This is a genomic window from Methylobacterium sp. CM6257 (genome assembly GCF_054611515.1).
Map to the genome: position 1 here is coordinate 5259332 of NZ_CM137735.1, position 11791 is coordinate 5271122.

12 protein-coding genes and 2 pseudogenes are annotated in these 11791 nt (G+C 68.9%); 7 read left to right on the plus strand and 7 right to left on the minus strand.

All coding sequences use genetic code 11. From position 1 onward, the window contains the following. Positions 1-4: 4 nt before the first annotated feature. Both ACYCO6_RS25635 and ACYCO6_RS25640 read right to left on the minus strand, forming a co-directional pair. Positions 5-1219 (minus strand): ABC transporter substrate-binding protein, encoded by a 1215-nt coding sequence (locus tag ACYCO6_RS25635; protein WP_459764556.1) that lies wholly within the window; start codon positions 1217-1219, stop codon positions 5-7. Positions 1220-1432: 213 nt separating this feature from the next. Beyond that, positions 1433-2221, minus strand: a complete 789-nt coding sequence (locus tag ACYCO6_RS25640; protein ID WP_459764558.1) for an alpha/beta fold hydrolase — start codon at positions 2219-2221, stop codon at positions 1433-1435. A gap of 125 nt (positions 2222-2346) precedes the next feature. Here ACYCO6_RS25640 and ACYCO6_RS25645 point away from each other — a divergent pair, with 125 nt between their 5' ends. From ACYCO6_RS25645 to ACYCO6_RS25660, 4 genes are all read left to right on the plus strand, one after another. Next, complete coding sequence (locus ACYCO6_RS25645; protein ID WP_459773728.1) at positions 2347-2979, plus strand: GntR family transcriptional regulator; 633 nt, start codon at positions 2347-2349, stop codon at positions 2977-2979. 60 nt (positions 2980-3039) lie between these two features. Then, positions 3040-4563: an aldehyde dehydrogenase gene (locus tag ACYCO6_RS25650; RefSeq protein ID WP_459764560.1), complete on the plus strand. Its 1524-nt coding sequence runs from the start codon at positions 3040-3042 to the stop codon at positions 4561-4563. Between the two features lie 81 nt (positions 4564-4644). Continuing rightward, the gene (locus tag ACYCO6_RS25655) at positions 4645-6051 is read left to right on the plus strand and encodes an MFS transporter (protein ID WP_459764562.1); all 1407 of its coding nucleotides are present in this window, start codon (positions 4645-4647) and stop codon (positions 6049-6051) included. 191 nt (positions 6052-6242) lie between these two features. Continuing rightward, on the plus strand, positions 6243-6485 hold the full coding sequence (locus ACYCO6_RS25660; protein ID WP_459764564.1) for a hypothetical protein: 243 nt from the start codon (positions 6243-6245) through the stop codon (positions 6483-6485). Between the two features lie 188 nt (positions 6486-6673). On the opposite strand, the gene ACYCO6_RS25665 is transcribed toward ACYCO6_RS25660, so the two are convergent. Continuing rightward, the gene (locus tag ACYCO6_RS25665; protein WP_459764566.1) at positions 6674-6934 is read right to left on the minus strand and encodes a MucR family transcriptional regulator; all 261 of its coding nucleotides are present in this window, start codon (positions 6932-6934) and stop codon (positions 6674-6676) included. A gap of 128 nt (positions 6935-7062) precedes the next feature. Between ACYCO6_RS25665 and ACYCO6_RS25670 the strand changes: the two genes are divergently transcribed. The 3 genes and pseudogenes from ACYCO6_RS25670 to ACYCO6_RS25680 form a co-directional block, all read left to right on the plus strand. Further along, entirely contained in the window at positions 7063-7617 is a 555-nt protein-coding gene (locus tag ACYCO6_RS25670) for a hypothetical protein (protein WP_459764569.1), read from the plus strand. Further along, positions 7610-8005: a response regulator gene (locus ACYCO6_RS25675; RefSeq protein ID WP_459764571.1), complete on the plus strand. Its 396-nt coding sequence runs from the start codon at positions 7610-7612 to the stop codon at positions 8003-8005. The genes ACYCO6_RS25670 and ACYCO6_RS25675 overlap by 8 nt, the downstream gene beginning before the upstream one ends. A 271-nt stretch (positions 8006-8276) precedes the next feature. Continuing rightward, positions 8277-8459 (plus strand): annotated as a pseudogene (locus tag ACYCO6_RS25680) (hypothetical protein); the annotation flags it as partial. Between the two features lie 348 nt (positions 8460-8807). Here the strand turns inward: ACYCO6_RS25680 and ACYCO6_RS25685 are convergent. The 4 genes and pseudogenes from ACYCO6_RS25685 to ACYCO6_RS25700 form a co-directional block, all read right to left on the minus strand. Continuing rightward, positions 8808-9236 (minus strand): response regulator, encoded by a 429-nt coding sequence (locus ACYCO6_RS25685; protein ID WP_459764573.1) that lies wholly within the window; start codon positions 9234-9236, stop codon positions 8808-8810. A gap of 277 nt (positions 9237-9513) precedes the next feature. Further along, positions 9514-10855, minus strand: a pseudogene (locus ACYCO6_RS25690) (LLM class flavin-dependent oxidoreductase). Positions 10856-10990: 135 nt separating this feature from the next. Next, a complete protein-coding gene (locus tag ACYCO6_RS25695) occupies positions 10991-11206 on the minus strand; it encodes a hypothetical protein (RefSeq protein WP_459764575.1) in 216 nt (71 codons plus the stop codon). 32 nt (positions 11207-11238) lie between these two features. After that, positions 11239-11781, minus strand: a complete 543-nt coding sequence (locus ACYCO6_RS25700) for a hypothetical protein (protein WP_459764577.1) — start codon at positions 11779-11781, stop codon at positions 11239-11241. Positions 11782-11791 lie beyond the last annotated feature (10 nt).

An 11791-nucleotide genomic window follows, 5' to 3' on the forward strand; every position in this document is an offset into this window, starting at 1 on the left:
GTCTCTACGGCTTGCCGACGAGCGGGCAGCCACCCTCGGCCAGAGGACGGAAGGCCTGCTCGGCCGGAATCGTATCGAGGAGCTTGTAGAGGTCCCACGGACCTTTCGACTCGGACGGCGCCTTCACCTCGAACAGGTACATCGGATGCACCTTGCGCCCGTCCGCCCGGACCATCCCCTTGCCGAACAGCGGGTCGTCCGTCGGGTTGGCCTTCATCCAGGCCATCGTCGCTTGCGGGTCCGTCGACTTCGTTGCGGACACCGCCTTCAGGTAATGTAGGAGCCCGGCGTACACGCCCGCGTGGTTCATCGTCGGCATGCTGTTGCCGTTGCGCGTATAGAACCGTTCGGAGAACGCCCGTGTCCCCGGGTTGAGATCCCAGTAGAACGACTCCGTGAGTACCAGCCCCTGGGCGGTCTGCAGGCCGATCGCATGGACGTCGACGGCGTAGATCAGCAGGGCTGCGAGTTTCTGGCCGCCATCGGTCAGTCCGAACTCGTGCGCCTGCTTGATGGCGTTGACCGTGTCGCCGCCTGCATTGGCCAGACCCACCACTTTCGCTCCCGAGGCCTGCGCCTGCAGCAGGAACGACGAGAAGTCGGTGGCGGGGAACGGGACCCGGGCGGCGCCCAGGACCCGCCCGCCGCCTTTGTCGATCACGGCGGTGGCCTCGTTCTGCAGCGAGATGCCGAACGCGTAGTCGGCGGTGAGGAAGTACCACGTGTCGCCCCCGCGCTTGAGCATGGCGCCGGCCGTGCCGTGCGCCAGGGCGTAGGTGTCATAGGTCCACTGGATCGTGTTCGGCGAGCATTGCTTGCCGGTCAGCTCGGTGGTCCCGGCTCCCGAGTCGATAAAGATCTTGTTCTTCTCGCGCGTGACCTGACTCACCGCCAGAGCCACCGAGGAGGTCGGCACGTCGAGGATCGCGTCCACGCCGTCGCGGTCGTACCACTGGCGGGCGACCGCGGCGCCCACATCCGGCTTGTTCTGGTGGTCGGCCGAAACGACCTCGACCTGCACATCCGGGTTCGTCTTGGCGAAATCCTCGACCGCCATCTGCGCGGCGACGACGGAGCCTTTGCCGCCGGTATCCGCGTAGACGCCGGACATGTCGTTGAGGACGCCGACCTTGACGCGGACTGGCTGGGCTGTGGCCGGCCAAGTCATGGCGGCGAGGCTGATCGCGGCAGAGAGGATACAGCACCGGATCAACGCCATGGCAGACCGTCCTCCGAGATGGATTATAGTTCAGGATAGGAGGGCATGCCTGGCATCCCAGCGTCAAGCACCGTTCCACAGGGGGATTCAGCGCAGGCGAAACACAGGGGGATCAAGTTCGCCGCAGCGTTGATGACGTCCGGGATCGGACCGGGCGGTGAGCGGCGGCTGCCGAGCACGGGGAACGCGAAGGCCGGCCTCGATGGGGCCACATCAGCTCGCGTCATGCGGCCGAAGGAACGCCATGACCTCGCTCGCGAATGTCTCGGGCCTCTGGAGCTGTGGGACGTGAGCGCAGTCCGGCAACATCACGAATTTGGCGTCCAACAGACCGGCGGCGAGCTCGCGCGCCATGGCGGGTGGCGTCGCCTCGTCGTGTTCGCCGACCAGAACGAGAGCCGGCACGCGGATCTCGGAGAGACGCGGACGCAGATCGAGCCCCGCCAGGGCCGCGCAGGCCGACTGGAAGACGCTGATATCGGTCCGTAGAAAGGCCGCGCGCCGCTCGGCCATCAAGGCCGGATGTGCGGCCTGGAACGCGGGCGAGAACAGGCGGCGCATCGCCGTATCGGCTATCGCCGGCAGCCCCTTCTCACCCGCCACGCGCGCCATGCCGCGAAAGGCCTCGCGGCCCGGCTCGGAGAAGCAGGCGCCGCAATCCGCGAAGACGAGGCGGTCGAATAGGCCCGGGTGGCGCAGGGCGCAGAGCAGCAGCACGAAACCGCCATAGCCGTTGCCGAGCCCGGCCGCGGGCCGCCCCCCCGTCGCCTCGCGCAGCGCCTCGGCAACCTGGTCGGCGACCGACTCAAGGCCGCCCGGTGCGGGCGTTGAGCCGCCGAAACCGGGCAGCTCGGGAACGAGAATCCGGAAGTCGCGGCCGAGCGCCGGGATGACCGGGTTGAAGCTGGTGGCATCGGCGAGCAGCGAGTGCAGCAGAACCAGGGGCGGCCCCTCGCCGGATGCGGTCATCGCCACGTGTCCTCCCGCGACCATCGCCTGCATCCAAGACCTCCCCCATTACCCCTACGACGGCTCCATGCCGCTGTCGCATCCGGCGCGTTCAGCTGCAATTCGGTTGACGTGATATTTCACGAATGGCAGCATGAGTCGATCCAACGGGGATGTCCGTGCTGCTCCGTGACAACATCTACGCGGCGATACGCGCCGACATCCTGGCCTGTGTCCTGCGCCCCGGCGCAGAGATTCGCGAACAGGAACTGGCCCAGCGCTACGCCGTGAGCCGACAGCCGGTCCGCGAGGCGCTGCTGCGGCTGGAGCGCGAGCGCCTCGTAACCGTTCACGCTCGGCAGGGATATCAGATCAACGCGATTTCGGTCGCCGATGCCCGTGATCTGCTGCGCATGCGCCTCGCGCTCGAACCGGCCTGCGCCGCGGAGGCCGCGGCCAACGCGCCCGACGCCGTCCTCGCGGCCCTCGACGCGTTCCGCGCCGTCGCCGACGGCGCCGACTTTATCGCGGAGAATCGCGCCTTCCACATCGCCCTCGCCGAGGCGTCGGGAAACCGCCGCATGGCCGCGACCGTGCGCGACCTCGTCGAGCAGGCGGACCGGCTGGTGCGCGTCAGCCTCGACGGCATCCGCGGGCGCGACCCGGCGCAGCTGGTGGCCGAGCACACCGGCATCATCGACGCGCTCCAGCGCCGCGACGGCCGCGGCGCGCGGCGCCTCGTGCGCGAGCATGTCGGCCAAGCCGAGCGACGCATCCTGACCGCGCTGGAGCGCAGCGCGATCGTCCTCTGAACATCGCCGCGTCCGGCGTGAAGCCCGGGACGCGGTCCAAACCGATACGGGAGAGACGCCATGACCCTGCACGCGCCGGCACCCTCGGTCGAGACACGGGGCAACTTCATCGACGGGCGCGAGGTCGAGGCCGGCGACGGCACGCTGATCGACGTGCGCAACCCCGCCACCGGCGCGGTTATCGCCCGCATCCCCAATTCAGGTCCTGCCGATGTCGACCGGGCCATGCGCGCGGCCCGGGCCGCGTTCGAGGGCAAGGAATGGGGCGGGATGGACATCCGCGCCCGGGTCCGACTGGTGAACCGGCTCGCCGACGCGTTCGAGGCCAATCTCGACACGCTGTACCGGCTGGAGACCACCAACAACGGCCGGCCCGTCAACGAGACCCGGGCGCAACTCTCTCGGCTGCCAGACTTCTTCCGGTATTTCGCGGGCGTGGCGCTCGCGCGGCGCGATGACGTCATCCCGGTGGAGGGCAACTATCTCAACTACACGCGGCGCACGCCGATCGGCGTGGTGGCCAACTGCACGCCGTTCAATCACCCGCTGATGATCCTGTGCAAGTCGCTGGCGGTCGTGCTCGCCACCGGTTGCACCACGGTGGTCAAGCCCTCCGAGTACACCCCGCTGACGACTCTGAAGCTCGCACAGATCTTCACCGAAGCCGGCCTGCCGCCCGGCGTCTTCAACATCGTCCTCGGCCTCGGCGCCTCGACCGGCAAGGCGCTCGCCGAGCACCGCGACATCAACAAGCTCGTGCTCACCGGCGGCACCGAGGCCGGCCGTCTTGCCGGCTCGGCCGCCGCAAAGGTCTTCGCCCACCAGACCATGGAGCTCGGCGGCAAGACACCCGTGATGGTGTTCGAGGATTTCGATGTCGAGCGGGCGGTGAACTACGCCGCCTTCGGTGCCTTCATCGGCGCCGGGCAGACCTGCGTGTGCGGCAGCCGCCACCTCGTCCAGGCCTCGATCTACGACGAGTTCGTGGAGCGGCTCGCCACCAAGACTGCCTCCATCCGCCTCGGCGACCCCTTCGACCCGGCGACGCAGCTCGGGCCCGTCATCTCCGAGCGTCAGCGCGAGCGGGTCCTGGCCTATGCCGGCTACGGCCGCGACGAGGGCGCCCGCGCGGTCGCGGGCGGCCACGCCGCGAAGGTGCCGGGCTTCGAGGGCGGCTATTTCGTGGAGCCCACGGTCTTCGCCGACGTGCGCTCCGACATGCGCATTTTCCAGGAGGAGGTGTTCGGGCCGTTCACCAGCGTCACGCGCTTCGAGGACGAGGCCGATGCGCTCCGGCTCGCCAACGACTCGCCCTTCGGCCTCGCCGCGGCCGTGCGCACCCGGGACGTCGCCCGGGCTCACCGGGTGGCCCACGCCGTCAAGGCAGGCATTGTCTGGATCAACGACCACCACCGCCTCGATCCGGCCTCGCCCTGGGGCGGGGTGGGCGATAGCGGCCTCGGCCGCGAGTGCGGCATCGAGAGCTTCAACGACCATTTCGACGTGAAGAGCGTGATGGTCGCGACCGGCGACGGGCCCTTCGACTGGTACCGCGACACGGCCGGCCAGCGCCGCCTGAACTGACGACCGACGGCGCGGGGGATGCGAGGTCCGCGCCAGACGGACCCTTCCGCGCCGATCCCACACCCCGGAAGGAAACGCCCCATGCCCAAATCCGTGAACCCGGCTGTCAACGCCGGAGGCCGCCTCGACCGCCTGCCGATCGGCCCGTTCCACCGCCGCATCATGTGGCTGATCGGGATCGGCATGTTCTTCGACGGGTTCGACATCTACATCGCCGCCACCGTGCTGGGCGCGACCCTGAAGTCCGGCTTCTCGACCCTGCCGCAGAACGCTTGGTTCGTCTCGGCGACCTTCGTCGGGATGATGGCGGGCTCGTTCCTCACGGGCTTCTTCGGCGACCGCTACGGCCGGCGCTTCACCTACCAGGCCAACCTGCTGGTGTTCGGGCTTGCCGCCATCGGCGCGGCCTTCGCGCCGAACATGACGGTGCTGATCGTTCTGCGCTTCATCATGGGCGTGGGACTCGGGGCCGAGAACGTCGTGGGCTACTCGACCATGACCGAGTTCGTGCCGGCGCGCTCGCGCGGGCGCTTCCTCGGCCTCATGGCGGTGTTCGTGGTCACGGGCCTGCCCGCAGCCTCCCTGATCGGCTACCTCATAATCCCGGCCTTCGGCTGGCGGGCCATGTTCGCGCTGGGCGGCCTCGGAGCGCTCGCCGTCTGGTACGCCCGCAAGAGCCTGCCCGAGTCGCCGCGCTGGCTCGAGGCCGTGGGGCGCCACGCCGAGGCCGAGGCGCTGATGCGCACGATCGAGGCCGAGGCGAGTCGCGGCGCGCCCCTGCCGCCCGCCGCCGCGATGGCACCCGTCACGCAGCTCGGCCTGGGCGCCCTGTTCCGGCCGCCGCTCCTGTCGCGCCTGCTGCTGGGCTGCCTGTGCCTCGTGGTGATCAACACGCTGCTCTACGGCTTCGTCACGTGGCTGCCGACCTTCTTCATCCGGCAGGGCCTCTCCGTGGCGACCTCCTTCGGCTACGCCCTGCTGATGGGGCTCGGGGCGCCGGTGGGCAGCGCCATCGGCGCGCTGACCGCCGACCGCTGGGGCCGCAAGCCGACGATCATCGGCGCCTCGGCGGCAGCCATCCTGTTCGGGATCCTCTACCCGATGACCCTGGACCCGGTCCTGCTGCCGCTGGTCGGGTTCGGTCTGACGGTGCCGATCTACGTGCTCGTGGCGCTGCTATTCGGGATCTACATCCCCGAACTGTTCCCCACCGAGGTGCGCCTGCGGGCCTCCGGCTTGTGCAACACAGTCGGGCGCGGGGCGACCATCGTGACGCCCTTCCTGGTCGTCACCCTGTTCGAGGCCTACGGCATCGCGGGCGTGACCGGCCTGATGATCGCGCTGCTCGCCCTGCAGATCGTGGCGGTCGCGGCGTTCGGCGTCGAGCCACGGAGCCAGAGCCTGGAGAGCCTGGAGGCCGGCGTCGCGCCGGTCGAGGGCGGCCCGGCATCCCGGGCGCGGGAAGCGGTCCCGCGTCCGATCCTCTGACCGGGCGGCCGCGGATCCGCGGTGCGCCTCGCAGACGTCGCGGCGAAACAGAGCGACGGAGGGGAAGGATGGGGCGCAACGCGGTTCGGCCGGACGGTGGGCATGGGTGCTTGCCGCCGCCCTGGGAGCCGCCCATCAGGAACGGCGTCGTTCGACCGGGTGTTGGCCTCCTGATGAAACAGGAGACCCCCATGAAGCGGATTGTCATCGCAGCCTCGGCTCTGGCCCTGGGCGCCCTCGTGAGCGGCGCCCCGGCGCAGGCCAAGGGATGCCTCAAGGGTGCGGCCGTCGGCGGCGTAGCGGGGCACATGGCCGGGCATGGCAAGGCCGGTGCCGCAGCTGGATGCGCTGTCGGGCACCACAAGGCCAGCAAGGGCGGCCAAGGTGGTGGCAACGGCGGCCAAGGTCAGCAGCCGCAGCAAGGCCAGCAGTAGGCCCGCCAAGCCGGTCGCGGCTTTGAAGGCCGTGCCGGCTGACGTGCCGGCTCTGGACCAGCACGCTGCGGCGCTGAGCAGACTTACTGGAGCCGCTTCCGATCGCGTTGCAATCGGAAGCGGCTCTAAGTTTCTGATCTGACGCGCTCGCCTGCGCCGGATCGGCGTCCACTTCGGCGGCGAGCGCTCTAAGCGGCCTTCGTGCGCCTGCGCTTTTCCGGAGCCCCGGCGACAGTCTCGGGCGTGTTCGCCGTCTTCGCAGCCGCCTTCCGGCGCCGATTTTCGAGGCCGAGGCTTTTGGCGGGCGCAGAGCGCTGCTCCGAATAGCTGGCGGCCGTCGGGGGATAGTCCCGCGGCAGGCCATAGCGCACCCGGTATTCCTCGGTCGTCATGCCGTGCCTGTTCAGGTGCCGCTTGAGCGTCTTGTACGGCGTGCCATCGATGAACACCGGGCGATGCCCGGCTGCAGCAATGCCAAGAGCCCACCAAAGCGGACGCGCGAAGCCGGGGCCGACGCGATCCAGATTGCCGGCCTTCGCTCAGCGGAACCACAAACTTGGCCACCTGTTCAGCAGTGATGAGACACCGCAAGTCCATCATGGCGGCGGCTATGCTTGCCGCGTTCGGGCTCGTGACAGCCGCGCATGTCGGGGTGTCCGGCAACATGGAAGCGATGCCGCAGCACCTGCAGGCATCCGTCGTAAACGCGACGTCGGCTGTTAAGGCGATGGTGTGGGTTGATCCTCCAGCCCATGTGGCGGCGGTCAGCGTTCTGTCAGATGCCGTCGTCTCAACTGCTCAGGCGGCCGAAGTGGCAAAGCCCGAGATCGTGGACCACGGGCCTCGGGCAACGCCGGCGCTGCAGCCGAGGGCCATGGTGAGGAAGGCCGCGCAATCCCGCGCGAAAGCGCACAGGGATCAATCTGCAGGGCGACTGGACGGGACCGAGGTGATGCGGCGGCACAGGTTGGCCCAGCGCCGGACGCGCCTGTTCCGAGCCTCTCTGACACACCGGGTACCGGCAGCTTCTGGTGTGGGCGAGCAGGCACCGGCGCCCGCACCGGCTCCGAAGGCCGCGGATCAATCCGATCCGATCCGCATCCTGATCCACGGTCTTGGCCTGGATGGCTGATGCCTACGCACCGCGGCACGCCGTGCTGCTTGTCGAAGACAACCCCTTGCAACTCATGGGAGCGGCTGCGGCCTTGCGGGATGCTGGCTATGAAGTAGCCGAGGCCTCGACCGTGGAGGCGGCTCAAGCCCATCTGGCGGCCCGGCCGGAACTCGTGGCGATGGTCGCGGACGTGGACTTGGCCGGCGGGCCACTGACCGGCTTCACTCTGGCGAAGGCTGTCGCGGCACGCTGGCCCGAGATCGCGATCCTGATCGTGTCGGGGCTCGACTGGCCGGCCGAGGGGCAGATGCCCGCCGGCGCGCGCTTCCTGCGCAAGCCTTTCGCGCCCGAGGCGCTGGCCGAGGCTCTCCGTACCGTGCTGACGGCGCGGGGGATCGGCCCATGAGCTGATCCCCCCGCGCCAGCCAGGGTTAGTCTGTCAGCGCGGCCATGAGCGAGAACGATCCGGCAAGCACGAACGTGCCCGCCACGACGGACGAGAGCAGCAGCATGTGAGGACCTTGTTGGGATGCCGAACGGCTATGCTTATCCAACGTGCAAGGTCAAGCTCGGTTGCACCGCTCGGCCATTTCGGTAGTGAGCATCGCCACCGGCTCGACGGCACCGCAGGTGCACACCTGACGACGTGCAGTTTCCCCGCCCGTTGGGCCGATGAGCTGCGACGGCGGCTACCCGATCTGCCGGTGGTGCTGACCTCGGGCTACAGCCACGTGCTCGCCCAGGAGGGCAGCCATGGCTTCGAGTTGCTGCACAAGCCCTATGCGGCCGACGAGCTCTCGCGGGTGTTGAGGCAGGTCATCGGTCATCGAGGCCGCGTCCCTCAAGACAGCATTCGGTAGTCCCCTTGGAGATGCCGGTTCGAGGAGCAAACCAGCTCTCCCCGCCGCGGGCCTGGACGGTTCTCTGATGGCGCCATTCAGGTCCAGGACCACTGCTGCGGCAGCGTCCGCGTCCGAGATGATGCCGGGTCAATCCAAGCTGCTGCCGACGACCAGCAGGATACGGAGCGCAAATCGGCCAGCGGGAAACATCTCGCTAATGACGACCTATCTTAGTCTCCCAAGCTGCATGTCGTCGGCTCGATCCGATCGCCCGCACCATCACGGACGATCCAATCGCCTCTGTCTGTGCGAAAGGGAGACATGCCCTCGCCGCGGTCCAACATTCGACCGTCGCCGAAACGGTGATCAGGTCTTGTCTGGCTCGGTCGTGGGAGCGGCAACGGCTCCAACCCCGTTGCTAAGGTCCACGCCCGTGTGAGGCGGCACGCCGCTCGGCAGGAGGGGAGCGGCTGAGGGCTCCTCCTTCATCGGCCCGAGGCCGGCCTCCACCTCACGGATGAGATCCGCAAAGTCGTACGGCTTCCGGAGCAGGCGCGTACCGGGCGGTAGATCGCGCTGAAGGTCCGCTCCCCCGCCCGAGGTGACGATGACGCCGACAGCCGGCCAGCGGTGATGCACGAGGTGGGCGAGGGCAATCCCGTCGCCCACGATGCTCCGTCCCGTGATCAGCATGCGCACCGGGGCGGCCCCTTCGAGGACCGCCAACGCCTCGGCGGCCGTGCGGACCTCTATGGTCTGAAAGCCCGCATCCGCCAGCATGTCGGCCGTAACCATACGGACAAGGCGGTCATTCTCTGCAATGAGGATGGCAATAGGCCTACTATCGGTCATCACTGAGCCTATTCCTGATCCGAGCCTTACGGTCGTCAGGACGAGAGGCTGGGGAGCACTTCGGCATGGCGATATGGCCACCCCATGGATCCTGGGGTTGCACCCCCACATTACCGCAGCGGGCGCCACGCACCAAGTTCCGAGGGAGCGGCGAGGATCCGGCTCGCCGTGATGGAGGGCCCGCGGCGCGGAGCATTCCGTGTCCGCGCCGGCCGATCCTCTACGACAATTCGGCGTATCTGGCTCCGAAGCCTGCGGGCGGGCGCGAGCCGAGATGTCCCCGCAGGGTCTTGCTCTCGTATTCGGTGCGGAACAGGCCGCGCCGGCGCAGCTCCGGGAGCACCAGCTCGATGAAGTCGTCGAGGCCGCCGGGCAGCGTTGCGGGCATGATGTTGAACCCATCCGCACCGGCGGCCCGGAACCGCTCCTCCATCTCGTCGACGATCTGTGCCGGCGTGCCGACGATCTGCGAATGACCGCGCGCCTGCGATGCGCAGATAGAGCTGGCGCAGGGTCAGCCCCTCGCGACGGGCGAGATCGAACATCAGCTGCTGGCGCGACTTGCCGCCGTCGGTCTCGCGCAACTCAGGCACCGGTCCGTCGGGATCGTAGCCTGACAAGTCGAAGCCGCCGATCATACGCCCGAGCAGCGCGAGCCCCACCACGGGATCGATCAGGTCTTGGAGCGCCTCGAACTTGGCGCGCGCGTCCGCCTCAGTGCGGCCGACAACGGGGAAGAGGCCCGGCATGATCTTCAGATCGTCCGGTGAGCGGCCGAAATGAGCCCTGCGCTCCTTCAGGTCTCCGTAGAACGTCACCGCCTCCTCCAGCGTCTGATTGGCGGTGAAGACGATTTCCGCGGTCCTGGCCGCGAGATGCTTGCCGGGGCCTGAGGAGCCCGCCTGGACCAGTACGGGCTGGCCTTGCGGCGTGCGCGAGATGTTGAGTGGGCCCCGAACCTCGAAATGCTTGCCGCGGTGGTTCAGCGGCCGGAAACCGTCGGGCTTCGAGAATTGCCCGCTCGCGCGGTCGATGATCACGGCACCGTCGTCCCAGGTGTTCCAGAGGCCGAGGACGACGTCCACGAACTCCTCCGCGCGCTCGTAACGGTCGGCATGACGGGTGATCCTGTCCCCACCGAAATTCGCTGCCTCCGCGTCGGTGGCGGAGGTCACGAGGTTCCAGCCGGCGCGCCCGCCGCTGAGATGATCGAGGGAAGCGAACCGCCGCGCGACGTTGTAGGGCTCGTTGAAGCTGGTGGAGGTGGTGGCGACGAGCCCGATCCGGCTCGTCACAGCGGCCAGCGCCGATAGCAGCGTCACCGGCTCGAAATGCGTCGAGCGCGCCGTGCGCTCGCTCGACCGCAGGTCCAGGTCGCGGATGCCCGTACCGTCCTCCAGGAAGATCAGGTCGAATTTCGCGGCTTCTGCGCGCTTCGCCCAGCCGACATAGCGCTCGAGCACAAGGCCGCCATCGGCCTCACTGGAGGGGTGGCGCCAGCCGGCCACATGGTGGCCAGTCGCGTAAAAGAACGCGCCGAGGCGCAGGCTGTCCTGTCTCATCGATCCGACTGGCGTTGAAGGGCGCCCGCTCCGGGCCGCCTCAGGAGCGGCAGGTCTAGCGGACGATGCTCCGGCCGCGAACCGTCGCGGCCGACGGAATCCAGGCGCTGCTTCGCTCCGGCTGAGATCGGAGCCTCACAAACACGTCAGCCGCAACCGCCACGCTTCGAGGTCAGCGCTGTCGGCCGGGTCGCCGCGCGACGCCGCCTGCTCGGCCCGGGGGATCTGCTCGACGGATGTTTGATCGAGGGGCCCGTCCTGCGCGGAGAGGCAACCGCCGAGCGGCAGCGCCAGCGGACCCGCCACCAAAGGCACCCGCAGGAACCGGGTGAGGACGCCGAGGGCGTTCACGAACGTCGCCGATCAGGACGGCTGCGCCGCATTCAGGCCGCGGCCCGCTGGTCGGCCGGAAGCAGCGCCCGGCTCGCCTGTTCAATCCGCTTCAGCCACTCCTCGGCGGCTTCGGCGCGCGCCTCGGCGATCCGCGCGCGCTCCTCCACGGCCTGCAGCTGCACCGCCGCCTCGGCCTGGAGATCCCGGATGCGCGCCTCGGCCCGGAGCTGGAATTCGCCGATCTTCGTGTCCGCCTGCGCCTGGACCTCGCGGAGCAGAACCTCGAAGGCGCGAACCTCCTGCTGCGTCCGCCTGAGCTCCTGGAGCAACGCATCCTGCTCCGCGGCCTGCTCGCGCAGACGCGCTTCCTGCTGTTGAGTGGCGCATTTGGCTGCGGCGAGCGTGTCGAGCACGCCCGTCCAGTCCGATGCCACTCGGGTGGGCAGGGCGGCGGGCGGGCTGAAGGCCGCCGCGACGATCACTGCGGCCCCGACCGGGATCGCCGCGCCCGGGGCGCGTCCCTGGCCGTCCGAACGGTTCGCGACGATCTGCGCATCGAGGTGGGCCCAGAAAGCCTCGTCCATCGTCGCCATCTTGAGCCCC